General features: G+C 37.1%; 26 protein-coding genes and 1 pseudogene. 13 read left to right on the top strand and 14 right to left on the bottom strand.

Annotated elements, in window-relative coordinates; all coding sequences use genetic code 11:
• Positions 1-82 precede the first annotated feature (82 nt).
• The 7 genes from V6R96_RS14925 (at position 83) to V6R96_RS14955 (ending at position 7,917) form a co-directional block, all read left to right on the top strand.
• On the top strand, positions 83-499 hold the full coding sequence (locus tag V6R96_RS14925; protein WP_336379322.1) for a hypothetical protein: 417 nt from the start codon (positions 83-85) through the stop codon (positions 497-499).
• 181 nt (positions 500-680) lie between these two features.
• Entirely contained in the window at positions 681-3,692 is a 3,012-nt protein-coding gene (locus V6R96_RS14930; protein ID WP_336379321.1) for an ATP-binding protein, read from the top strand.
• Positions 3,685-4,299, top strand: coding sequence for a response regulator transcription factor (locus V6R96_RS14935; protein ID WP_111952892.1), 615 nt, complete (start codon positions 3,685-3,687; stop codon positions 4,297-4,299). The genes V6R96_RS14930 and V6R96_RS14935 overlap by 8 nt, the downstream gene beginning before the upstream one ends.
• A gap of 274 nt (positions 4,300-4,573) precedes the next feature.
• The gene (locus tag V6R96_RS14940) at positions 4,574-5,686 is read left to right on the top strand and encodes a hypothetical protein (protein ID WP_336379320.1); all 1,113 of its coding nucleotides are present in this window, start codon (positions 4,574-4,576) and stop codon (positions 5,684-5,686) included.
• Positions 5,687-5,843: 157 nt separating this feature from the next.
• Positions 5,844-6,770: a hypothetical protein gene (locus V6R96_RS14945; RefSeq protein WP_336379319.1), complete on the top strand. Its 927-nt coding sequence runs from the start codon at positions 5,844-5,846 to the stop codon at positions 6,768-6,770.
• Positions 6,771-7,141: 371 nt separating this feature from the next.
• Positions 7,142-7,501 carry a prevent-host-death protein gene (locus V6R96_RS14950; protein ID WP_111952883.1) on the top strand — a complete coding sequence of 120 codons (360 nt, stop codon included), beginning with the start codon at positions 7,142-7,144 and terminating at the stop codon, positions 7,499-7,501.
• Positions 7,502-7,575: 74 nt separating this feature from the next.
• Positions 7,576-7,917 carry a nuclear transport factor 2 family protein gene (locus V6R96_RS14955; RefSeq protein ID WP_223559723.1) on the top strand — a complete coding sequence of 114 codons (342 nt, stop codon included), beginning with the start codon at positions 7,576-7,578 and terminating at the stop codon, positions 7,915-7,917.
• A 90-nt stretch (positions 7,918-8,007) separates the two neighbouring features.
• On the opposite strand, the gene V6R96_RS14960 is transcribed toward V6R96_RS14955, so the two are convergent.
• Entirely contained in the window at positions 8,008-8,619 is a 612-nt protein-coding gene (locus V6R96_RS14960; protein WP_336379318.1) for a DUF4142 domain-containing protein, read from the bottom strand.
• Positions 8,620-8,963: 344 nt separating this feature from the next.
• On the opposite strand from V6R96_RS14960, the gene V6R96_RS14965 reads away from it, so the two are divergent.
• Positions 8,964-9,587 (top strand): hypothetical protein, encoded by a 624-nt coding sequence (locus tag V6R96_RS14965; RefSeq protein WP_336379317.1) that lies wholly within the window; start codon positions 8,964-8,966, stop codon positions 9,585-9,587.
• A 26-nt stretch (positions 9,588-9,613) separates the two neighbouring features.
• On the opposite strand, the gene V6R96_RS20790 is transcribed toward V6R96_RS14965, so the two are convergent.
• Both V6R96_RS20790 and V6R96_RS14975 read right to left on the bottom strand, forming a co-directional pair.
• A complete protein-coding gene (locus tag V6R96_RS20790; RefSeq protein ID WP_336379536.1) occupies positions 9,614-9,928 on the bottom strand; it encodes an alpha-amylase domain-containing protein in 315 nt (104 codons plus the stop codon).
• 120 nt (positions 9,929-10,048) lie between these two features.
• Positions 10,049-11,082: pseudogene (locus tag V6R96_RS14975) on the bottom strand (alpha-amylase); the annotation flags it as partial.
• 440 nt (positions 11,083-11,522) lie between these two features.
• Here V6R96_RS14975 and V6R96_RS14980 point away from each other — a divergent pair.
• Positions 11,523-13,019, top strand: a complete 1,497-nt coding sequence (locus V6R96_RS14980; protein ID WP_336379316.1) for a hypothetical protein — start codon at positions 11,523-11,525, stop codon at positions 13,017-13,019.
• A gap of 130 nt (positions 13,020-13,149) precedes the next feature.
• On the opposite strand, the gene V6R96_RS14985 is transcribed toward V6R96_RS14980, so the two are convergent.
• From V6R96_RS14985 to V6R96_RS14995, 3 genes are read right to left on the bottom strand one after another with little or no spacing between them, the layout of a single operon-like run.
• The gene (locus V6R96_RS14985; protein WP_111952865.1) at positions 13,150-13,521 is read right to left on the bottom strand and encodes a VOC family protein; all 372 of its coding nucleotides are present in this window, start codon (positions 13,519-13,521) and stop codon (positions 13,150-13,152) included.
• Between the two features lie 45 nt (positions 13,522-13,566).
• Positions 13,567-14,160 (bottom strand): dihydrofolate reductase family protein, encoded by a 594-nt coding sequence (locus V6R96_RS14990; RefSeq protein ID WP_223559727.1) that lies wholly within the window; start codon positions 14,158-14,160, stop codon positions 13,567-13,569.
• Positions 14,161-14,190: 30 nt separating this feature from the next.
• Positions 14,191-15,057: an alpha/beta hydrolase gene (locus tag V6R96_RS14995; RefSeq protein ID WP_336379315.1), complete on the bottom strand. Its 867-nt coding sequence runs from the start codon at positions 15,055-15,057 to the stop codon at positions 14,191-14,193.
• 288 nt (positions 15,058-15,345) lie between these two features.
• Between V6R96_RS14995 and V6R96_RS15000 the strand changes: the two genes are divergently transcribed.
• Positions 15,346-15,489, top strand: a complete 144-nt coding sequence (locus V6R96_RS15000) for a bacteriocin-like protein (protein WP_157963349.1) — start codon at positions 15,346-15,348, stop codon at positions 15,487-15,489.
• Between the two features lie 22 nt (positions 15,490-15,511).
• Complete coding sequence (locus tag V6R96_RS20795) at positions 15,512-15,658, top strand: bacteriocin-like protein (RefSeq protein WP_167409388.1); 147 nt, start codon at positions 15,512-15,514, stop codon at positions 15,656-15,658.
• A 271-nt stretch (positions 15,659-15,929) separates the two neighbouring features.
• On the opposite strand, the gene V6R96_RS15005 is transcribed toward V6R96_RS20795, so the two are convergent.
• The 3 genes from V6R96_RS15005 to V6R96_RS15015 form a co-directional block, all read right to left on the bottom strand.
• Entirely contained in the window at positions 15,930-16,487 is a 558-nt protein-coding gene (locus V6R96_RS15005) for a sugar O-acetyltransferase (protein WP_336379314.1), read from the bottom strand.
• 267 nt (positions 16,488-16,754) lie between these two features.
• Positions 16,755-17,492, bottom strand: coding sequence for an SDR family NAD(P)-dependent oxidoreductase (locus V6R96_RS15010; protein WP_336379313.1), 738 nt, complete (start codon positions 17,490-17,492; stop codon positions 16,755-16,757).
• A gap of 78 nt (positions 17,493-17,570) precedes the next feature.
• Entirely contained in the window at positions 17,571-18,140 is a 570-nt protein-coding gene (locus V6R96_RS15015) for a Crp/Fnr family transcriptional regulator (protein ID WP_336379312.1), read from the bottom strand.
• Between the two features lie 419 nt (positions 18,141-18,559).
• Here V6R96_RS15015 and V6R96_RS15020 point away from each other — a divergent pair, with 419 nt between their 5' ends.
• Entirely contained in the window at positions 18,560-19,399 is an 840-nt protein-coding gene (locus V6R96_RS15020) for a GLPGLI family protein (RefSeq protein ID WP_336379311.1), read from the top strand.
• Positions 19,400-19,756: 357 nt separating this feature from the next.
• On the top strand, positions 19,757-20,197 hold the full coding sequence (arr, locus tag V6R96_RS20800; RefSeq protein ID WP_407934763.1) for an NAD(+)--rifampin ADP-ribosyltransferase: 441 nt from the start codon (positions 19,757-19,759) through the stop codon (positions 20,195-20,197).
• A 141-nt stretch (positions 20,198-20,338) separates the two neighbouring features.
• On the opposite strand, the gene V6R96_RS15030 is transcribed toward arr, so the two are convergent.
• The 5 genes from V6R96_RS15030 to V6R96_RS15050 form a co-directional block, all read right to left on the bottom strand.
• Entirely contained in the window at positions 20,339-21,136 is a 798-nt protein-coding gene (locus V6R96_RS15030) for an HAD family hydrolase (protein ID WP_223559734.1), read from the bottom strand.
• Positions 21,137-21,222: 86 nt separating this feature from the next.
• The gene (locus V6R96_RS15035; RefSeq protein WP_336379309.1) at positions 21,223-22,296 is read right to left on the bottom strand and encodes a UDP-glucose--hexose-1-phosphate uridylyltransferase; all 1,074 of its coding nucleotides are present in this window, start codon (positions 22,294-22,296) and stop codon (positions 21,223-21,225) included.
• Positions 22,256-23,443, bottom strand: coding sequence for a galactokinase (galK, locus tag V6R96_RS15040; RefSeq protein WP_336379308.1), 1,188 nt, complete (start codon positions 23,441-23,443; stop codon positions 22,256-22,258). Before galK ends, V6R96_RS15035 begins: the two co-directional genes overlap by 41 nt.
• Before the next feature lie 41 nt (positions 23,444-23,484).
• A complete protein-coding gene (locus V6R96_RS15045; RefSeq protein WP_336379307.1) occupies positions 23,485-24,453 on the bottom strand; it encodes a transketolase C-terminal domain-containing protein in 969 nt (322 codons plus the stop codon).
• Positions 24,454-24,464: 11 nt separating this feature from the next.
• Positions 24,465-25,313 carry a transketolase gene (locus V6R96_RS15050; RefSeq protein ID WP_223559738.1) on the bottom strand — a complete coding sequence of 283 codons (849 nt, stop codon included), beginning with the start codon at positions 25,311-25,313 and terminating at the stop codon, positions 24,465-24,467.

Consider the following 25,313-nt stretch of genomic DNA (forward strand, 5'->3'; position numbering starts at 1 on the left):
CCTGAAATGAAAATCAATCTCAAGATGGGCAATATACATTATAATTCGGAATAATTATTCTAACTTAACATAAATTTCTGCTATGAAAATTCTGTCATTTCTATTTTTTTCATTTTGCTTTTTATATGTTCCGGCACAAAAGCAATACAGTTTGGAACTCAGTTTTGTGACTGACAGCAATCAACATGCGCCCAATGTTAGCGTGATCTTCATTAAAGACACCAAAGAAGGCGGTATTATAGTTGAGAAGGCTACCGCTGACAATAAAGGTGTTTTAAAGCATACAATTTCTGAAGATTATTTTGATGAAAACGGCTTACTGATTATCGAAGCCTCATATTATAATCAAGATATCTATTATTTTGATTATCATGAGAAGCTTTCAAAAAAACAGTTTCCTTTCAGGAAAACGGTTGTCCTGGAACATATTGTTCCGCCGAACCTAGAAGAGATCAACAAGATGAATCCGCCACCTCCACCACCTCCCAAAGCTAATTAACGAGAATAGAAAACTGTTAAATACCTGAAACCAAAAAACTTAAAATTCTGTCAACCGAAAAATAATACAGACAATACTCTATTTTATTTTTTTTTGCCAAATGTTAAAAAAAAACCTTTTATTGATATTGTTTTTACAAATTCAGTAATAACTTTGCCGTACCATTAAAATAAAAAGATTTGTGCAAAAATATACTTCCGCTTTTCTGTTCTTCTTTTTTTTCATTATTTACAGCCAACAATATAACATTCAGTCATATAATACAGACAACGGGCTTCCACAGAACAGTGTAAAAGATATTATTAAAGACAGATATGGTTTTATATGGCTGACCACTGAAAACGGAATTGTAAGGTACGATGGAATGAAATTCCTGGTTTACAGGAATCTTCCGCTAAACAGTCAACGGTTTAGGTATTTCTACGGCTCCCCCGAAAAAGACAGCATCTATACTACAGCAGATTACGCAAAAACCGTGCTTATACACCAAAAGTCCCCTAAGGTAATACGCTCCATAAAAAAGAATTCGCATTTTATATTTAAAGACCACATGAATTACTTTTTATATAGCTCCAATTACACTTACACTACATCGCCAGGCATGAATCTGTATTTTCCCCTTAAAGAAGGTACCTATTTTATAAAGCAGAACTCTCTTCAATATATAGATGCCACTTCTAAAAAAGAAAAGAATCTAAATATCAAGGCATTCTATAAGAACATTGCCAGAATCTTTGTAATTGATAAATCAGTGTTCTTTATTGATTATCAGTCAAAAAACATTCAAAAAATAGAAAAGGGAAAAATCGCTGATTATTACCATGAGCCATTACTGACGGACATCCATAGCAAGGTGTACTGGAGCCTGATTAATAATCAGGTTTTTATCATCAATAAAAACAGCATTTACAGGTGCCAATATGAAGGAAACACATTAAAAGTAACAAAACTTGTACAGCTTGATGATATTGCAAAAAATATCATCAGCATATATTATGATACAGTTTACAAGAAGCTTTATCTGGGAAGCAGTACCAACGGCCTGCAGATTATCAGTTTTCCAGATTTTGTTACCATCCAGAGACCCCCTTCAAAACCTGAATCTGTTTTTTATAATACTTTACCTTACAGTCATTCTTCAGTTATTACCACTTTCGGAGAGATCTATGACCGTAACGGACTTGTAGAAGACAAAAAATTTAACAGTATCGTTCCATTCTTCATGGCTTATGATGAGAAAGAAAACATCATTGCGCGTAAGGCAAGCGATCTGATAACCTATCAGAAAAAATCTTATTATACGAAAAGTACTTTTAAAAAAAAATTCGATTTAGTAGACTTCTTCTTGGACACCCAGAGGTATTATGCCCTAGAACTGCAGCCTAAAAAAAGCGGAACTCCTGCCTACAGCGGATTCCTTCTGATCTATGAGGACCTGTCTTTCAATTCACTGAAAAAAAAGTTTTTTTTTAATAATGAGCCTGTCAAAGCCTTGAAGTTTGATGAAGAACATATATTGGTAGGCACCACGAAAGAACTGTACAAAGTATCATTAAAAACCAATAAAATACTCCAGCTAAATCCCGGCAACGAGCTGTCAATCCGCAGTATTATACAGTCAAAAGACGGTAATTTCTGGATCACCACTTTAGGGAAAGGCTTTTATCTGCTGAAAAACAACCGCCTGATCAAAATGCCTTATGATGCCAACAACAATATTTCTTCTTCACATACCATTTTAGAGGATTCACGCGGATTTTTCTGGATCCCTACCAACAACGGACTTTACAGAGTTCCGGAAAGCCAGTTGCTTCAGTATGTTCGGAATAGGAAATTAAAAGTCAATTATTACCGTTTTTCAAAAGATTCAGGTTTCAAAACCAACGAATTCAATGGCGGTAGTAATGTATGTGGTAACAGGCTAAAAAATGGAGAATTTGTACTTCCTTCTTTAGATGGTCTGGTTTTCTTCGATCCATTGAAAGTAAAAAGCTATTATCCCGGAAACGTTTATATAGAAAGGGCCGTTATCGATAACAAAGAACAATATTTCGATAAAGTACTCAATTTAAAACCAGAATCCAATCGTATTGATATTTTTATTGATGTTCCCTATTATTCAAATCCCGACAATCTAATTATAGAAGCAAAGCTGAGCGGAATACCCAACGCCAACTGGGAGCCTATAGGAAAAGACGGAAAATTTTCCATTTCAAACCTATCTTACGGAAATCATTCTTTCGTAGTGAGAACACTCATTTCCGATAAGGGAGAATACATTTATAAAAAAATACATATTATCATTCCGCCTTATTTTTATCAGACGGTATGGTTTAAAATATTTCTTTCATCCATAATCCTGCTGCTGCTGTACTTTTTGGTCAAGTGGAGAATACATTTCCTGGAAAAGAAAAACCATGAACTGGAAGAAATTATAAACTCCCGCACAAAAAGCCTCTCTGATACTGTAGAAAAACTAGAGATTACAAAAATAAAACTCCATAAAGAAATTGAACAGCAAAAAAAACTCATCGGAACGATTACCCATGACATTACAACTCCGGTAAAGTTTATTGCACTCACCGCAAAGGAAGCTTTGAACAGGAATGGCTTTAATGAACAGCATCGTGAAAAGATCCTTAACTCTATTTACAAATCTTCGGATCAGTTATATAATTTTACTATTACCCTGAAAGAATATGCGGATATCTATACGCATCACCGGTCTGATAAAACAGAGCTTTACTCTCTGCATAAGCTGATAGAGGAAAAGAAAATACTTTTCAATGCTATCGCAGAGAACAACAACACCCTCATCATCAATAATGTAGACAAAACGCTATGGGTCTGGATCAGTAAGAATATCCTGTCTGCAATTGTTCATAATCTACTGGATAATTCTGTAAAGTTCACAAAAGACGGCTTCATCACAATAGAAAGCCATGCGGAAGGAAACACCATTACCCTGTTGATAAGAGATACCGGAATTGGGATGGACGAAAAGAAGATAGAATATTATACAAAGCTTCAGGACAATATTGAAAATGAAAAATTATTGCTGCAAAAATACGGGATGGGACTTCACCTTGTTTTACAGCTTCTGCAAATGATAGAAGGGAAAATTGTCTTTAAAAAAAATAAATTAAAAGGAACTTCATTCAAACTGATTTTAACGAATAAAAAAAATGATTAAGAATATTCTTATTGCTGATGATCACGACATTGTTCTGGTAGGTACAAGCATGATTTTAGAGTCACGGATTCCGGGGGTCGTTATAGACCAGGCTGAAGATTATCCTCAAGCCCTTGGAAAAATTTCAGAACGGAAATACGATCTTGTTATTCTGGATATCAATATGCCGGAAAGCAAAAATAAAAAAATGATCACCGAAATTAAGGCGTTGGATCCTGCAATAAAAATACTGATATTTTCGGCTTATGAAGAAGAAGTAGCCGTACAGTATATCAAAGAAGGCGCTAACGGATACATCAGCAAGCTCAGCAAATCTGAGGAAATCTCGGATGCCGTAAACAAAATATTTTCTGAAGGCTTTTATTATCCTCCATCTATTGTACGGCAATTGCTTCAGAAATCTCCATTAGATTCTATAAAAAATCTATCCACGAGAGAGTACGAAATTTTTATTTTAATGGTAGAGGGTAACGGCAATTTAGAAATTTCCAATAAGATGGGGATACAGATGCCAACGATCAGCACGTATAAAAAAAGGATCCACAATAAATTAAAAACCAAGAATCTAGCCGACCTTATCAAATTATATCAAACTTATATTTCCTGATTCATACGCCTTTTATAAATCACAGCATGTAGAAAATTTTCTACATGCTTCTTTATTTTATTCTACGAAACACTCTCTTTTCTGTAGTAATATTTCTATATTTTTACATTATGAATAAAGATGTTTAAAATTTTTAAGCAAAAAACATGCAAATTCATAATTTTTTAAACATTAAGTAACATATAATTAACCCATTATAAAACAATTTCATTATGTAATACATAGCAAATTAAGATAAAAGCTAATCTGTAAAACTGAAATAAAACTGAAAATAATGCTAAAAAAAATTACAAAATTAGGACAAATAGTGGGGCTGGTGACTTCATCTGTCATTTTTGCACAATCTGGAAATGTAGGAATAAATACTCCAAATCCTGGATCTACAATGGATGTTAATGGTTCTATAGCTGCCCATTATCTTGCAGTAACTGCAGCCGTTTACAATTTAAATTCGTCGGATTTTCATGTCTCTTATAATGGTACCGCCAATGCGGTATTCAATCTTCCGGCAGCCATCAGCGGAGTGGGAAATTTTAAGGGACGAATGTATACGGTCAAGAATAATACAAACTTTACCATAACGGTAAATTCTGCTGCCCCGGAAACCATTAATGGAAGTGCGAGTATTACAGTACCAGCGAATCAAAGTGTTCAGCTAATTAATACAGGACTTACAGGAGCTGCAGACACTTGGGAAATTACAATAGCCAATAGTGCAATAACAGCGAGTAATGGTCTCTCCATGTCGGGCACAGATGTTAAATTAGGAGGTACTCTATCCCAACCCACTAATATTGCTACTGCCGGAAATAACCTGAGCGTCAACGGAACCGGAAAAGTTTTGATCGGAACCAATACGGTACCTGCCGGAGCCGCCAATTCTAAAATTGTTATAGACAATGGAACCACCAACGGTGCGCTACAGATTAAAGACGGTACAGAGCAGCTGGGGTATGTACTAACCAGTGATGCTGATGGATTGGCCACCTGGTCTTCTACGGTTACCACCGCATTTGCCAACAACTGGACATCATATTCAGGAACACTGGTAAATCCTTTTACCGGAAGTCCGGGAGGCCTTCTTCCAACGGGAATTTCAGTAACTATTCCTGCCAAAGGATGGTATTTTTTCCGTTGTGGGGTAACAATACAATCAGGCTGTAATGATTATGGATTTTATATAAATGGAATAGGTGAGATTTGGAGGACTTACTGTAACGTTGCAGATGTTCAGATGATGTCACCAAGAGATCAAAACCGAGTACTTTATTTTTCTACTCCCGGTACTTATTCCATTGTCGGTGTAAAAACTAATGCAGTTGTACCAACAGGATTCAACATAGGTAACCCTGCTTTCTACCTTGATTTTGTAAAATTCCAAAATTAAGGAAACCACAATAACCATGATTCTAAATACATAAAGCTGAAAATTGAACTGCTGCAAAATTCCCTCATTCCTGCAGCAGTTCATTTAAAATCAACTCTCCCTTATCAAACTAATAATTATTTATTTACCTGCTATTTATTCATTTAATCTTATTAATATGAAAAAAATGTTTTTCCTGCCATTAATGGCCCTTTTAAACAGTAGTCTGATGTATTCTCAATCCGGAAATATAGGCATTAATACCAGCGATCCGGGCAGTAAGCTAACCGTTAATGGCTCATTTGCTGCAACGTATAAAACTACTGGAGCAAGCGGTCCTGTTGACGCCAATGATTACTATATAGCCTACACTGGCAACAGCAATGGTACTTTAACTCTACCCGCTGCTGTAAGCGGATCCGGCAATTTTATTGGAAGAACCTACCATTTCAAAAATACCGGTACCGCAACATTATCTATTGCCGCCAGCGGAACAGAGCTCATTGACAATCAAAGCGGTGCAGGAGTAGCTTCTGTCAGCGTACCTCCGGGTTACTATGCCTTTTTTATAAGTAAAGGAACAGTTACCGATACAACATGGGAGCTTATTTTACTCTCAAGCTCCAGCAGTCTGCCCGCAGCAGCGTCCACTTATGCTTTTTCCACCATAAGCACTACAACAAGACAGTCACTTCCTGCTACAGCCAGCGGACCCTTTATCAATGCTGAAATTAATTATCCTCAAGGAACGGTCATCAATACAGGAAATGTAATGAATACAGCCAATGGAAGGTTTACAGCTGCTACCAGCGGATATTATATGTTCTACGGCTCTACCCAGTTTGATAATGGTGCGCTTGCAGGTGCTCCCAATTTTGCATGGGCTATATTATATCTTGTAAAAAACTTCAGTACCACTCCCAATAATATATTGGTCCAGTCTTACCAGTCAAACCCCGGCATATTGGTAGGAACCAATGTTTCATGCATCACCTATCTGAATGCCGGAGAAACCGTGAGTATGGCTTCAGCAGCAGCTGTAACCAGCGGGACGACTTACCAGGTAGTGGTAAGTTCATTTTACGGTTACAAAATTGCTAATTAAACTTCACAATATTATATAAATTAGTTAATCCCCCTCCTATCATTACATGACGCCATACATGATGAGAAAGAAAACAATTTGTTCCCAAACAAAAGGGGGATTCTAGTTTATATTTATGGTTGAAGGATATTATCAATAAATTGTTATTCAGGCATTGAAATTAAGAACCTACTTATCTGGAGACTTTAGAATCAGGCTTAGAGACTATCTTCATTATTTTTTTGTCCTGCCCAATACCGGACATAGTTATTTTTCATAAATGTTTAACTGTAAGCGAAAAAGCTATTGATTAGTAGTTATTAAAAAGTTAAATTTCTATTTTACTTTGATTGTTTTAAGCTTCTGAGTAAATTTGTAAAAAATAAAAATAAATGAACTATACACTTGAGCTTAATACTCAGGATGCTTACTCTACAATTGTTTTTAACACAATCGTATTTGACTCGTTCAAGGTTAATATAGTTGAAAGATATACAGGGCGAATGAATTTCCAGCCAAAACTATCATATGCTTTATTTAAAGTCAGAACCCTGGATAATGAAATTATTAAAACAAGAGACGGCAATGGAAGAGTCAAAATTAAAGGAGACCATTTTGAAACTTACCAGAAACTGACAAAGGTCCTGAATTCTTATGCCTATAAAAACAAACTGATGAATGTAAAAGAAGCTCAGGAGGATTATGTCCATTTCATTTTGAGCTTAGTCATCGTTAATTATCAGCTTAATTAAATATTTTATTTCCAAATGATTATCCCGGATACTGATAATCATTATTGATTTATATACTTTTTAATACCTGCCTTATGGATAATAAAACTGTTCTGGAGAAAGCCAATGCTGCCATATCAATGGGGGATCATGAAACCTTTCTTTCGTATTGCAGCGAAAATACAAAGTGGGTATTTATAGGAGATCAGGTTCTTTCCGGGAAGGAAGAGGTACGGAAGTATCTGGCAGATGCCTACAGAGAGCCTCCCAAGTTTGATGTAGAATATATGATAAGTGAAGGAGATTATGTAACGGCAGTAGGTGTAATAAGCCTGCTGAACAAAGACAACCAATGGACAGACTATGATTACTGTGATGTATGGAGATTCCAGGACGGAAAAATGGCAGAGCTGAGAGGCTTTGTTATCCAGAGATAATTCTTCAGCCATTCCAATGAATTTTGATAGCATTCTGAAAAATAAAAGCTCCTCTAATGACAGAGGAGCTTATTCTATACGTACTATATATTATTTTACGGCATTCTTTGCTTTTTCAGATTCCATTAAATGATGCTCCAAAGTGGGCAGTGTTTTGCTCGCAAAAGATTTTAATGATGCCTCCTTACCTTCTGAGGCCTGTTTTTTAAATTCTTCTACGTCTTTTTTATGATCACTCACCATCAGATCGGTATATTTCTTATCAAATTCAGCACCTTTTTTTGCTTTCAGATCATCATATTCCTTCTGTTTGTCAGCATCCAGGCCAGTTGGCAGCGTGTAGCCTGCTGTTCCAGCCCATTTTTTGAGCTCGTCATTGGCTTTACTGTGATCTTTTACCATCATTTCTCCTAATGCTTTTACTTTTGCATTAGTAGCATTAGTGGCTGCAAGCTGACCCATCATTACTTCCATCAGGCCTCCTTTTGCTGCGGCATCTGCAAATTTCTTGTCCTGATCACTCAGAGAATTTGTAGTGGCCGTAGTATCAGAAACTTTGGTAGAATCAGTAACCGTTATTCCAGATTCAGCAGGGGCAGATACAATTTGCTCATCTGTAGATTCATTTACAGATTTGGTTTCGGTTTTTTTGCAGGCGATCAGTGCAGCAGCTGCAAAAAGTGTTAAAACAAAATTTTTCATAATAATAATTTTAAAGTGATGATCAATAAATACAACAATTTATTTGCCAAAATTCATATTTCTGCGATGCCAATCCGTTTGTAAACAGCACTTAATAAGTCTTTTATAATCAAGGTGAACTTACGCTCTTCTACAAATACAGTTTATAATTTAAACTGAATCTTGCGGTAGAAAAACTTCCAACCCTGAATGATAAATTAGCCGACCAAAAGCTTTGAATAAAGGATATAAATTTTTTGTTTAATATTAATATCCAGATTTTTAGCTATTTAATATCGGTGTTTGTATTTTTGATATATTTGTCATGTACAACCTATCAGTTTTAAACCTAAAATATTATTGTTATGAAAAAAAATTACTATATCATAGCTTTTTTTCTGCTTTCTTCTATCGCTGGTGCCCAGTCATTCACCGTTGAGCAGAAAGCCCAATTTAACAAAAGTGAAACCATACAGTTGATGACAGGCGGCAAATCAACAATTAAAGGCCAGGCTTTTGCTAAAGATAATCAATCGGGCATCAGAGGAATTGCAGTTCTTAACATCAACAAAAGACAATATGCACCTAAAGGAACGTCTATTATTGTAATGCCACAAACTGCCTATTTTAAAGAATGGCAGGAAGTAAGCAAAAAGTATGAAAAGGAAGGTAAGATAGTAGAACTGCACAAAGAGGCCAGAGCCTGCATTAAAGTAATACAGGTAAAGGATGATAAAGGCAGCTTCGAGATCAATAATCTTATGCCCGGACAATATTTACTGATCACAGGGTTCAACTACATACAGGATAAGCAGCAGACTTATACCTTGGGTTATGAGAATACCTATATCAATAATACTCTTCAAAGCTCAAGAGAAATAGAGGGGCATCATTACTTTAAGATTCTAAGTGAGGCAAACATCCGAAAATCCGTTACCATTAAAAAAGATGGCGATGTGGAAGACGTCAATTTAAGAATGACTCTTTAGCCAATATTAAGTCAGTAGGCTGGAATCTAAACTTTCACCCACACACTTACAGATTGTGAATTGACCACAAATCTGGCTTTGCCATTTTCATCTGTTTCAACTGGGTCTTTTCTTTGTCCGGTAAAATCCCGGTATACGGAATTTGCGTTTTCTTTTCCAAGCTCAATATCTTTATAGCCGTCTTCGCTGTTAGATAGGATCACAATACAGCCGGGATATTCAGTATTCCCTTTTCTGACCCACGCAATGCAGTTGGGATGATCAAAATAGCTAACCTGCTCGCCATAAGCAAACTGCTGCCGCGCTTCAAGCAATTTAGGCAGAACTTCCACCTTTGGCATAATGATTTTTATTTCTTCACCATCTTTCGAATCCGTATATTCTGCTCCGAAAAGATCGGGATAAAAAACACAGGGATATGCCTCTTCTGACAATAAAATAACAGCGTAAGCCAGAGGCTTGAACCAATCCTGTACAGCTGATTCTAAAGCCTGTAACTTCTGCGTATCATGATTTTCAACAAATGAAACGGAAAAGACCGGTTTTTTCTCCAGAAAACTGCCTTTTAAAATCTGGCTGAGATCATAATTTTTCCCCTCCTTTGATGCTTCAAAAAAATTGTAATGGAGAGGTGCATCAAAACAGGAGATCATATCATTAATCTTATCAGAAAAATCAGATATTTTTCCAGATTCCGACTTCCAGAATTCGCCCAAAATATAACAACCCGGATTCAATTCGGTTTTTATATAGGTGATCCATTCCTGTAAGAAATCAACGGAAATATGTTTCAGGGCATCCAGGCGCAATCCATCCACATGGGTGGTTTCCAGATACCATTTGATCCAGTTTTCATTTCTTCGACGACGTAAGGATTACGGTATTCTACATCAGCTCCCATCAGATAATCATAATTTCCGAACTGGTGGCTTACCGCCTGGTTCCATTCTGTTCCGTATTCATTATGGATTTTGAAAATTCCTTTTATTTCTTCATGATCTTTCTGAATAATGTCTATTCCGCTAAAACAAGTATAATCCCAGATAAAATCCGAATACTTTCTGTTCCGTCCCGGGAAAAGGAATTTCGTAAATACCTTTGCACTGAAAGGTTCACCAATGGTTTCATTCCGGTTTTCCTCATTGACCTGCTGTACGGTAACAGTCTCACCTTCGTCTCCCCCCATTCTGTGATTCAGTACAATATCGGCATAAACGGATATGCCAGCTTCGTGGGCTTTTTTAATAGCGGACAGGTATTCATCTTTGGTTCCGTATCTTGTGGGAATACCTCCTTTCTGATCAAATTCTCCCAGGTCATACAAATCGTAGATATCATATCCTCTGCCCTCCTGCCCTAACACACATTTTGTTGCGGGTGGAAACCATACTGCTGTAAATCCCAGATTCCTAAGATACTCACACTTTTCCGTAAATTCATTCCATAAATTTCCTTCATGATACCAATGAAAGAATTGTATAATAACTCCATTCATATTTTAATTCGGTTTTCTATTAAACATTAAAAGCTTTATTTATACTGATAATTGCTCAAAATAGATCAGGAATATGATGCACCATAGTTTGCATCCTGTCTGTTCCAGCAATACTAAAAAACCTCCCAAAGGATGAAAGGCAAAGTGTAGCGTTTTAGATAGTATACATGCATAATCATTTACAAATCTAAGTTGTATCCTTCACCAGCATCATGATTAAGATCATAAAACATCATATTTCGGTGAATTTTAATTAATATTTTTATGATTATAATCATAATTCAATAATTTGGGATTTATTAAATTTACTTATCAATTATTACTGCTATTATTTATTAAAATTTAACTGATCAGCTAAGTATACAGCTCGAATCCATTACTGAAACATTTTCGGCCCATACCGGGACCAATCCTATTATTAATAACATAATTAATTCACCATGAAAAAAAAATTTACCCTCCGCTATTACAAGAATTTTTTCCTGCTGTTTTTCATATTTCTGTTTTATGCAGGGAAAGGTCAGATTGGAATTGGAACTCCCACTCCCAATGCAAGTGCTATGCTGGACGTAAGTTCCACAACCAGAGGAATGCTGGCTCCAAGAATGACAACAGCCGAAAGAAATGCGATAGTAGCTCCCGCCGATGGACTCCTGGTTTACGATTCTACATTGAAGCTATTCTATTATTACGTAAATTCTACATCATCATGGGCTCCGTTAGCAAGCAGTGTGACTGAGAGAATTAACTTTAAACGCATAAAATCTACTGATGTACTGAATACAGTTTTAGCCGAAGAACTTGCTGCCGGGGGCGGTGGAAAATATCTTATGGACGCTAATACACTGTATGAGATCAATGGACAGGTAACATTTGATTTGCCCATTGATATTAATAATTCTTACATAACCGGCCATGACAGCAATAATGACATTATCCGGAGAACTTCGGGCAATATTTTTGAGGGAGCCACGGGCGGGAGCATCAGAAGCTTAACCCTTACAGCACCAGGTGGAAATGTTTTCAATTTAAACGGATCTCCTGCTCAAAACCTTATATTCCGGGACTGTGTTGTTGCTAATTCCAATACTGTTGGAACTGTTTCTGGCTTTGGGCTGGTATTTTTGAGCATCATTCAATTTACAGGAAACAGCAACGGCATCACCTATAACAATATAACACAGCTGTTACTCAGTAATATAGGTTGGTTTGGCAATAATTCCGGAACTTATGAGCGTTTGACGGGTACTTTTACATTGATAGAAAAACAAGGCGGATTCAGCCAGGTAAATGGATCTGCCACAGGATTTGATGTATCAACATCCGGTCTTACAATAACCGGTGATGCTGTTATGGAATCTGTCGTTTTTACGGGAACCAATACCGCAGGTTATATCAGGCCATATGCTACAGGAACCTATCCCGGGTATAATTTTAACAATAGCTGGACGGTAAGAGCTGCCGGAATACCTACTGAAGCTGACACCAATGCTGTTGGAGATTTTTCTGTAGACTATCCTGTAGGAACCGGCATTGGTGTCAGTTTTACCAACAATGCAAACCCCAGCAATATCGTAAAGATCGGTACTGCATCTTCAGTTTCCACCTCATCCAATTTATTCAGGTTTTCAACAGACGGTGTTCCCAACAGATTAAGATATCTGGGCAAAAAGAAAAGAATTTTTCAAATAACAGGATCAGTTTCTTTTCAGGTTCCCGCAGCAGGAACTTATATCATATATATTGCCAAGAACGGAACTGTTTTAAGTCAATATAAAGTGTACGGACGAGGATCATCTACCAATGATATTGTTGTACTGCCAATAAACGGAACTACTGAGCTTCTCAATAATGATTATGTTGAAATATTTGCTCAGCGGTATTCAGGCTCTAATGGCGACATTGTGGTTCCGAATATGACGATCACAATCAAGTAATTGAAATCAATTCTATGGTGGATTTCAGTCTATAAAAACGGTCATTATTCTGCAAATAATTAAGAGTATAAAAAATTACATTTCAATAAGATACAAAAAAGCTGCAATCAGTCAGATTACAGCTTTTTTATTACTCCGGAGTTTCCTGTAGATTAAAAACTGTGCCTGCCGGGTCAGTAATCCAGTGCATATTTTCAGGAAGCTCCTCAATTTCGTCACAGGTTTCCACACCATTTGACTGCAAATATTTTGTCGCTTCATCTATATTGGGAACGGTAAGCTGTAACCAAGTTTCAGAATGGGTATAGTTGTCCACACAATCCAGCCATATAATATTGTTGCCAAATTTTACTTCATGCGTCCGGGAAACGGTAGGATTGTTAATTGGCTTTTCTTCAACATCCAGCTTTAGAATGTCCCTGTAAAAAGCAACTGTTTTTTCATATTTATTTTTCGGAATTTTTATGGCTATATTAATTCCTGCTTCAAATTTTGTATTCATTTTAGAGTTTCCAAGAGTTGTAAAGTTATTCTTTGATCAAAAATTTTACAGTTCAATATCACCTGTTATAATCTCCCCATTACGCTTGTAATTGGCTATAATCACTCCTTTTGATGTCACATGGCTTTCTGTTAAGGCAAAGGCTGCCGGAACCGTATCACTGTCAAATAATCTTTTCCCTTTACCCAGGACCAACGGGTAAATTTTGAGTCGAAGCTCATCTACAAGATCATGCTTTAGCAACAGGTGAATAAGCTCACTGCTGCCCCAAACCTGAAGATCAGGCCCTTCCGATTGCTTTAGCGTCTGTATATCTGCCAGGCTTTTGAGGAAAGCTGTATTTTTCCAATCTGAATTTTCCGTGGTTTGAGACAGGACATATTTTGTCCCCTCATTAACAGCCGGCCAAAAATCAGCATGGTCCGGCCAGTAAGATGAAAAAATATCAAATGTCTTTCTCCCCAAAAGATAGTCGGCGGGCTTCATCTCTTCCTGCATGATCCGTCCAAAAAGCTCATCACCATAAGATACTGTCCAGCCACCATATTTAAAGTCTCCGGAAACATCTTCATCAGGACCGCCAGGTGCCTGCATAACACCATCCAGCGTAATCATTGATAAAACAGTTATTTTTCTCATTTTGATAAATTTATTATTTCAGTTATGGTATTACTTTAAAAAACTGTCCAGGTAGCTCAGGATCGTTGCACTCTGCATCATCAGGCTGACATGTCCCTGCCCGGGAACGATTGCCAGCTGAGATTTTGGCATAGAGCCAAGGTCGGCAGAAATGCCACCTCCCAATAATGTATAGGTTTTTGCCAGCTCAACTTTATCCAGTCCGTCATTGTCACCGGAAATGATTAAAACGGGTGCCGAAATTTTAGAAATATTGGAATCGCCTAAGTCAAAAGGCTGTTTGGCAGTAGCAATCATCTGCTCCAAAAATTTTGTCCATTTTGTTTTATCTGGTGCCACAGCGTCATAGGCCGCCTGCATAGGGCTGTTTATAAAAAGATCAGGTTTCATCCCTTTAAAGGCGTTATTTACTTCGGGTATCCAACCGGTATTTTTATAAGTTGCAGAAATAATCACCATCTTGTTTAATCTTTCAGGGCTTTGTATAGCAAACTGGTAAGCAACAGCACCACCAAAGCTATATCCTATTACATCTGCTTTATCAATTTTCAGCTTATCCATGACTCCTTTTACATCAGCGGCTAATGTAGCGTGTGATAATTTGCGGTCTGAAAACGGCGTGTGTCCGTGTCCCTGCAATTCTATGGCAATTACCTTCCGGTTCTTCGACAGCTCCGGAATCAATTGGCCCCAATTCATATCAATGGTCATAAAAGCACCATGCAACAATACAACAGGCTTACCTTCCCCGTAGACTTCATAATATACTTTGATGTCGTTAACAGGTACATAGCCACTAGCAGACGGTTTTACTTTCTGGCCGTATAACGGTGATGCTGTAAGCATAATAATCACCAACGCTAGTAATGGCTTTAGGATTCTGAATAAATTTTTCATAATATTATCTGGATTTAGGTTAATCTAAAACTTTTATCCAAAATTAATAAGTCATCACGAAAGCTAACTTGCCACAAGACAAGATTTTATCTGATGAAGTCATTTTGAGTGGATACATTAAAAAATTACTTCTAAACATCTTCATAAGCCTTATATTTTGCTTGGCTTAAAAGAGCTTAAAGTAAAAATATTAACACCAAAACACTTATTGAAGATAAACATTTTATAAATAATTACACCGAATTGAAGAAAATTTATTAATTTCGGACAGAACTAAACCTTATTTTTATGAAAAATTTAAAGAAAATCGAAAGACAGGAAATGAAGTCAATTACAGGGGGTATTAACTGCCCGGGTGGTCAGCTATGCTTAATCAGCGGAAAATGGCAATGTATGCCATACGATGGATGTGGCGGTGGAAACCAGCCTTAAGTTTAACCCAAATTACTTTATTATGAAAAATTTTAAGAAAATTTCAAGAGAGCAGCTGAAAAATATTAATGGCGGGGCATTAAGCTGCTCCCAAGCATGCTGCCCACCTCCGGGGATAAAAAGATGTCCGTGGGTTATTTGTGTAGCACCGTGTGATATATTGAGTTAAAAAGTAAACCACTTTCTGAATACTATACTTTTCAGAAATAATAAAAAAGCCTTAGAATCTTTGATCCTAAGGTTTTTTTATAGGAGAAGGCCTCTATAATTAAAGCTCCTGCCCTATTGTATTTATCTTTCTACAGATATTTTTAATAAAGGTTTGTGTATAATTTTTTTAAGTACTGCAATCCATATTGTAGAAAATAAAAGTGTAAGGCAAGTGATGTCATGTTTTTACCTTAAAAAACATATAGTATCGATATGCAGGTATGTCTGCTTTATACTGATTTGATGATTTTCGCAGGAGTGCCGGCCACAACTGTGTCTGCAGGTACATTTTTAGTTACGACAGCACCGGCAGCAACGACCGAATTCTCCCCTATGGTTATTCCCGGAAGAATGATGGCACCGGCACCAATCCAGGCATTTTGTTTAATATGAATTTTCCCCGGCACCAAGGAATGTCTTTCAGCTGAAGGTAAAGGATGGCCTTCGGATAGTATGCTTACTTTAGGTCCTATCATTACATTGTCTTCTATAACAATACCGCCTAACGTTAGAAAAGTACAATCAAAATTGATAAATACATTTTTACCAATCTCCAAATGTTTGCCATAGTTGATATAGATTGGCGGAAATATCGCTACAGTCTCATCAATGGCTGTATTGGTAATTTCGCTCAATATTTTTCTTATTTCTTCAGGATTGGAAGAAGCATTAAGCTTTTGTAACCAACTGATCGTAGCATAAGAGTTATCTCTTAAATCTTTTATCTGTGGATGCTGAGGGGTTACGGTCGTTCCGTTTTTTAACTCATCAAAAATTGTATTGCTCATATTTTTTCTAATTAACTGACCGTGTAAAGGTACGATCATCATTATTCTCAATGATTACATTATGTACCTGAAAAATGTCAAATATTACCTTTTTTAGTCGATAATTGCGGTGTCAGCCTATAAATGCAAATGGTCAGCCTCCAAAATGTATGCAATTCCACTAAAATTACATGTTTTTGTTGTCTTAATTTCATAACCATAACAAAAAAGAGAAACCTTTCGGTTTCTCTTTAATCACATCTTATCCTGTAAATTTTGATGTAAATACTACCATGGACTTATTTCTGTCCCATCTTCTATATCATGACTAAAATACTGTCCTGTAGGTGCATTTTCATCCGTCAGTGTGTGTTTAATAATAAACGCTGCTGCACTTTCTACAGATCCTGGCCCGCTGTGGTGGTTAAAATCTGTTGCAGTATAGCCAGGATCAATGGCATTCACTTTAAAAGGCGAATCTTTCAATTCATAAGCCAATACAATGGTGTATGCATTTAAAGCTGACTTTGAAGGACCATAGGCCGCCCCTTTCACACCATAATACTTCCAAGTAGCATCGCTGTGCAATGTTAGTGATCCAAGTCCGGAAGTTATATTGCTGATTCTGGGAGTGTCCGATTTTTTGAGCAGTTCTAAAAATGCCTGTGTTACGCTGATTACCCCAAAGAAATTGGTGTCAAACACCTCCTGAATATGTTCAATGGAAGTATCCGCTGCCGTTTGAGGGTTTACGCCCAAGATCCCTGCGTTGTTAATCAGAACATCAAGCTTTCCCTGTTCTTTCGCGATGATATTCCTTGCTTCAGAAATTGAATGAGGTTTGGTAACATCTATTTCAACCGCTTTGATATTTTGAAATCCTTTTTCGGCCAATTCTTTTACGGTCTCTTCACCTTTTGCAAGATCACGGCTTCCCAAATAAACGAAATACCCTCTCTCTGAAAGTTGCTTTGCTGTTTCCAGGCCAATACTTCTGTTGGCTCCTGTAATTAATGCTGAATTCATTATCCTTTTGTTTTACTTGATGATGTAAAATTCCGCCAATTAAAAATAAAACCGTTTGCCATTTGGCAAAAAGCAACTTTAGCGGATATTTTTTCTTATTCTACTCAGTGAAGACTGTGTAACACCCAGATAAGAGGCAATATATGACAATGGGACACGGTTGACAACAGTAGGATAGATTTCCAAAAATTTAAGATAACGGGTTGTTGCATCTTCGGAAACCAACGGACTTCTTCTCTCTACTTTCTGGATCAGCGCCCTTGAAATAATTTTATGTACAATTGCATCCCATCCAACAATGGTCTGTAAAAGCTCCATCCAGTCTTTTTTTGAAAAAACGATTATTTTGGTATCGGTTATTGCCTGTACATAAGTGCTTGAGCAAATTTCATTATCAAAACTTTCCAGATCCACCACCAGATTATTTTCTTCAATAAAATATTTGGTGATTTCTTCGCCTTCATTATTATAATAGCAAACCCGTAATATCCCGTCTACAATAAATCCAACCTGACGGGCAATTTTACCTGCCTCTGAAAAATATTCATCTTTCGGAAGGTGTATTTCCTGGGCTTTACTTGAAATAAAATCAATCTGTTGCTGATTAAGATTTCCAAACCTTAAAATAAAGTCAAATAGTTGTTTCATAAGTGCAAGTTAATTAAAGTCAGTTTCACAGTATTTGTCATTTGGTAAAATAAATGAAAAATGATGATTATAGTTTTGGAACATGAATATTTTGGAACTTCATGCAACAAGAAAGCAAAAAAACTGTTATTAATTTAAGTGAGTAACTCAGACCGACATTTTAAAGTAGACTAATTATATTGATTATCCTCAAATTGCCGCATGAAATGAGCTTCAAAATATTCTTTATATGTTGTGTACGGATTTATTAACGTCTGATAGCATTTAATAATTTATGAGCTAATGCATTAGTTCTCTAAGCATTATTTTTTTCCAGCACTTAATAATTTTGTATTTTTATTAAGAAATCATTTAATACTAACCCATATGAAGGGCAAGATCACCTGTAAGATTTTTTTATTATCTTAAAATAATTAATTATGAAAAATATTTTTGCCCTGCCAGCATTGTTCTTTATTATATTCCTTCACTCACAGACGCATAGATTTGTTTATGAACTACAGTACAAAATGGATTCGGCCGAAGCAGGATATGAAAAACTGAATATGCTTCTTGACATTAACCCTAAGGAGGTCAAATTTTATGGCCATAATTTACTGGTAACCGATTCTTTAAATAAAAAGTTCGGAACCAACAACAGCCATACCGACATGTCCGGACAGATCGTGAAAAGAAAGATCAACACGTATGACAATACAAATTTCATTGCGATTAAAGAAGGATATTATTCATTTAAAACAACAGATAAAATAAGCTGGGTTATTTCAGATGAGACAAAAAAAGTTGAAAATTACACCCTGCAGAAAGCTTTTACCCGATTTGGAGGCAGGAATTGGACGGCTTGGTTCTGTAAGGATATTCCTTTTAATGAAGGTCCTTATAAATTCCGTGGACTTCCGGGACTGATTTTTGAGCTTTCGGATTCAAAAAAGAATTTTATATATAATCTGATAAAAAGCCAGGAGCTTTCAGGTACTTTTCCAACTGATAGTTTTATAGAATCTAACTTCGGAAACAAGGCAATCCCCATCAATGAAAAGCAGAAAGTGAAGCTGACCCTAGATTTTTACAATGATCCTTTTGCTTTTGAAAGAAATAATTTCAGCAAAGCAAATACTAATCTGAAGATCAATATCAATGGAAAAGAGATCCATACTGTAGACGAGTTGAATACTCAGACAAAAAGTATGCAGCAAATCATCAGAAAATATAACAATCCTATTGAGATTGATAAAGCGGTTCATTACAAAGAATACTAGTGTAATATGCATAAAACACTATTTTTACATTCTTAAAAAAAATAATCATCGAAAATGGAATTCAATCCCAACAATCCCGTTATACAGCTCTGTATGCAAGGTATGCATATGGAAGAAACTGCAAATCTGGAAGAAGCCGGTAAATTATTTCTTCAGGCCTGGAACAAGGCAACAAACGACTTTGAAAAGTTCCTTGCCGCCTGGTATGTTGCCCGAAGTCAGGCAAAGGTTGCTGACAAATTAAGTTGGTATGAAACTGCTCTGGAATTTGCCTTAAAAGCTGATAATGAAGCGGTAAAAGGAGCTTTTATTGCTCTTTACTCAAACATTGCTGAATGCTATGAAAATGTTGGCGACATGGATAATGCAAAAAGATATCATGAACTAGCGTTAGCATCCGTAAGCCAGCCTTCGGATAAAGGTCCCTTTTACCATGGTACAAAAGCGGACCTAAAAGCAGGTGATCTATTGACCGGCGGGCGTACTTCCAATTATCAGTCGGAACTAGTCATGAATCATATTTATTTTACTGCACTGGTTAACGGGGCGGGTCTTGCTGCAGCTTTGGCCAAAGGCGATGGTGCTGAACATGTATATATTGTTGAGCCCAGTGGTCGTTTTGAGGATGATCCCAATGTCACCAATAAAAAATTTCCCGGCAATCCGACACGTTCTTACCGCACCAGCGAACCGTTGAAGATAGTTGGTGAAATAAGAGACTGGCAAAGACTAACACCTGAGCAATTACAGCAATGGCGGGAAAAATTAGCTAATAATAAAGGAGAGATTATTAATTAAATTATGACCATTTTCTAAAATGACAGCATAAAAAGCAAATAGTTCGTTCACAATTTCAATTTAGCTAAATTCAAGTATTCTATTAAATAAAACCTGATCCAAGTAATTGAACTAAAAGAAAATCTTTCTAAATTCTTAGGATTAGATTTTTAAATATTCGCTGATGGTTTCTAAGACGCCAAAATCATCATTTGAAAGTGTAGAAAAGCTGGCAGCCACCTTTACAGAAGGATGAGCATTTTCCATTGCATAAGAATATTTTGACCTTTCCAGCATCGTAATATCATTCATATAATCTCCGAAAGACATGGTTTGGGACGGCGTAATATTCAGAAGATTCTGTAACTTTTCCAGTGCATTACCCTTGTTAATATCTTTATTCATAATATCAAGCCAGTATTTTCCAGATACAACGACTTCCAGATTATTTTCCCGGAATTTTTTCAGGAAAGGGTAAAGATTCTTTTCAGAACCCTCTGGATGATAAACGGCGATCTTGAACGCATCATCATCCACTTCTTCTCCCAAATCATTTACTTTTTGATTTTCAGTATAATATTTTGTAAAATAATCAATAAATTGCTGATCATCACTTTCATAATACGCTTTCTTTTTTGCAGACAGAACTGCTCTGGCACCGGGAATTTCCCGGACAGCTGCTGTAATATCAACAATAAACTGATGGTCTAATTTATCTGCAAAAAGCTCTTTATTTTTGTAAATAACATATCCTCCATTTTCTGCAATAAAACCGATCTCATTTTTAATGTCCTCAAAATATTGGGTAATACCCGGCATTTGCCTGCCGCTTGCAGGAACAAACAGAATATTCCTTTTTTTCAGTTCTTTAAATACGGAAGGAAAGTTGGGACTTACTTCATAATCTGAATTGAGAAAAGTACCGTCCATATCTGTGACAATCAGTTTAATATCTGTCATAATAGTATTCTTTACAAAAAAATTCCATTTGGATTTTTTGATGGTAATTCAATTAAAATTTACAATGCAAAGGTAGGCTCTTTTATTTATACATTTTTGTAATGTACCTTTGAAAGATGTTGCAATATTTCCGCACTTTGTTCCGGTGTGAGATCGCGCTGTGGTTCTGCCAGCATTTCGTAGCCTACCATAAATTTTTTCACTTCAGCATTTCGGAGTAAAGGAGGGTAAAAATGCATGTGAAAATGCCATTCCGGATGCGGTTTTCCATCCGTTGGCGCTTGATGAATTCCCGCTGAATATGGAAAAGAAATTTCAAAAAGATTGTCGTATAAAATTGTTAAATCCTTTATTATTGACGCTAATGAATACTTCTCTGAATCAGAAAACTGCAGAATATTTTCAACTTTTCTTTTGCTTACAATCATTGTTTCATAAGGCCATACTGCCCAGAATGGAACAACAGCTACAAAATCCTCATTTTCAAGAATGACTCTTTCTTCGATTTCCAATTCTTTTTTGATATAATCTTCCAGCAGAGAACTTTCATTTTTTTCAAAATATTGTTTCAGATTTTCCTGCGTTCTCAAAACCGTCGAAGGAATAGAAGATTGTGCCCATATTTGTCCGTGAGGATGCGGATTACTACATCCCATCACACTTCCTTTATTTTCAAAAATCTGAACATGATTGATGTAATCTTCAGCTCCCAATTCCTCATATTGCTGTTGCCACACATCAACTACTTTTTTGATGTCACCGACTTCCATTTCCGGTAAAGTAAGGCTGTGATTTTCTGAAAAACAAATCACCCTGTTAATTCCCCGCTCCGGTTTCAATGCAAAGAAATCTGAATTTTCATCAGAGAATTCAACATTATCTCTCATCAAAGAACCAAAATCATTTTCAAAAACATAAACACCTTTGTAATCGGGATTTCTTTCTCCATTTACACGGAGATTTCCGGAACATAAATAGCAATCAGGGTCGTGAACCGGGAGTTTTTCTTCGGCTATTTTTTCGGTTTGTCCCTGCCAAGGCCGGTTTGCCCGTTGCGGAGACACCAGAATCCATTCATCCAAAAGCGGATTATACCTTCGGTGAGGATGCTTTTTCTGATTAAATGACGAATTCATTTCTTTTATATTCTTTAATTCCATCCGATATTTTTACACGGTACACTTTCATTTCGATGCCAAAACCGGCTTTGTACGCTGCACTGATTTTTTCGATTACTTCATTTACATTTTCATCTTTAATCAGATTGATGCTGCATCCACCGAAGCCGCCGCCCATTATTCTTGCGCCTAAAACGCCATTTTCTTTTACCGTTTTCTCTACCAGAAAATCGAGCTCTCCGCAGCTCACTTCAAACTCAGTAGAAAGTCCGGAATGGGTTTCGGTAAGAAGTTTACCAAGATATTCTACATCGCCTTCTGATAAAGCTTTGGCTGCCTTTTCGACTCTTTTGATTTCCTTTAAAAGATACCGACATCTTTTGTATGAGGTCTCTCCTATTTCCGATCTGACTGCATCCAGCATTGAAAAACTGAAATCTCTGAACTTCTCGATTTCAGGAAATGTTTCCCACAATATCCTTTTTCCTTGATCCACATCTTTTCTCCTGTTGTTGTAGCCGGAAGTGAGATGGGTATGTTTTACGCAGCTATCGAAAAGTACAAGGCTGTAACCTTCCAGATTAGCTTCGAAATACTGGTGTTCCAGAGAATGGCAGTCCAGCATGATCACCTGATGTTCTTTACCGAAAACAGAGGCAAACTGGTCCATAATTCCGCATTGTACTCCAACAAAGGTATGTTCGGATTTCTGACCTATAAGAGCCAGATCTTTCCTGCTTAAATTTAAATCAAAAATCTGGTTCAGAATAAAGGCGAATCCACATTCCAGCGCTGCTGATGAAGATAAGCCGGAACCCATCGGAATGGTACTGCTAAAAGCAATTTGTAAACCACCGGTCTTTTTCCCACTTTCCTGAACAGCATTAAATACGCCCAGTAAATAATTGACCCAGGTCTGCGAAACAGGACTTTGCTTTTGGTTGATATTAAAACTAAAAGAATCGTCAAAGTCTTTAGCAAAAAAGGTACAGGTTTCCGAGTCCTCAATTTTTTTTACAGCAAAGCAAATGTATTTGTCAATAGCTGCTGGAAGTACGAAACCATCGCTGTAATCAACATGTTCACCAATAATATTAATTCTTCCCGGAGCCAGAAAAATATTTTCCGGATCTGAATGAAAGAAAGCCTGGAATGCTTCTGTTGTATCATTAACTAATTTCTCCTTCATAAATAACTGCAATGTATACTTTAGGTGAATTGAGCATAAATTTAAAAAGCATTCAATTCCTTTCTTTTTATAACTTTTTTTGCCGCCTCCACAATATCATTGGCCGTCAGCCCATATTTTTCCATCAGTTGATCAGGTGTTCCGCTTTCGCCAAAACTGTCGTTTACGGCAACATATTCCTGTGGCGCAAGATGTTCCGTGATCAGAAGCTGTGCAACGCTGTCGCCCAGACCTCCTAATCTGTTATGTTCTTCAGCAGTAACCACACATCCTGTTTTTTTAACCGAATTAAGAATGGCCTCAGCATCTAAGGGTTTGATGGTGTGGATATTGATAATTTCAGCATCAATTCCCTGCTCTTCCAGGATTTCTCCGGCTTTTATCGCTTCCCAAACCAAATGCCCTGTTGCAATGACTGTCACATCTTTTCCTTCGTTTATCATCCAGGCTTTCCCGATTTCAAAAGTTTGATTTTCATCGGTAAAAACAGGAATTACAGGTCTTCCGAAACGCAGATAAACCGGACCTTCATAATCTGCAATAGCAATGGTTGCTGCTTTGGTCTGGTTGTAGTCGCAGGTATTGATAACAGTCATTCCCGGAAGCATTTTCATCAGCCCAATATCTTCCAGAATCTGGTGTGTTGCGCCGTCTTCGCCTAAAGTAAGGCCCGCATGCGAAGCACAGATTTTCACGTTTTTGCCGGAATAAGCCACCGACTGACGAATCTGGTCGTACACTCTTCCGGTAGAAAAATTGGCAAAGGTTCCCGTAAATGGAATTTTGCCTTCTGTGGCCAAACCTGCTGCAATACCAATCATATTGGCTTCTGCAATTCCGATCTGGAAAAAACGCTCCGGTGCCTTTTCAATAAATTTTTCCATTTTCAGGGAACCGATAAGATCTGCACAAAGAGCTACGACATCAGAATTCTTGTCCGCCAATTCCGCAAGACCGGCTCCAAAACCGCTTCTGGTATCTTTTTTTTCTGTATAAGTATATTTTTTCATTTGATATCTGTTTAATAATCTCCCAAAGTTTCTTCAAGCTGGTCTAATGCTTTTGCCAATTGCTCATCATTAGGCGCTTTTCCGTGCCAGGCGTGGCTTCCCATCATATAATCTACACCATAGCCCATTCCGGTTTTTAGCAGAATACAAATAGGCTGTCCTTGTCCTGTCAACGACTTCGCTTCATCTAAAACTCTAAGAATTTCGTCCATATCATTTCCATTTTCCACTTCAAGAACTTTCCAGTCAAAGGCTTCAAATTTGGCTTTAAGGTTGCCTAGAGAAAGGACTTTTGAAGTGGGTCCGTCGATCTGCTGACCGTTGTAATCTATTGTCGCAATGAGATTATCTACTTTATTGTGAGAAGCGTACATAATGGCTTCCCAGTTCTGCCCCTCCTGCAGTTCGCCGTCACCGTGGAGCGTGAACACTAAATTTTCATCTTTGTCCAGCTTTTTACCAACTGCGTGACCAATGGCCACTGACATGCCCTGCCCAAGAGAGCCTGATGCAACACGGACCCCGGGAAGATGTTCGTGTGTGGTGGGATGTCCCTGCAGTCTTGAATTCAGTTTTCTGAAAGTGGCTAATTCTGACTTATCAAAATAACCCGCATGTGCCAAAACACTATAAAAAACCGGAGAAATATGGCCGTTGGAAAGATAAAATACGTCTTCACCTTTTCCATTCATATCAAATCCCTCCTTTCTTTTCATCGCATCAAAATAAAGAGCAACCAAAAAGTCGGCACACCCGAGCGAACCTCCGGGATGACCTGATTGGCAGGCGTGAACCATTCTTACAATATCTCTTCTTACCTGGGAAGCGATATTTTTGAGTTTTGAAATATCGTGCTGCAT

Source organism: Chryseobacterium sp. CCNWLW53 (assembly GCF_037083525.1).
In the GTDB taxonomy this organism is placed as follows: Bacteria; Bacteroidota; Bacteroidia; order Flavobacteriales; family Weeksellaceae; genus Chryseobacterium; species Chryseobacterium lathyri.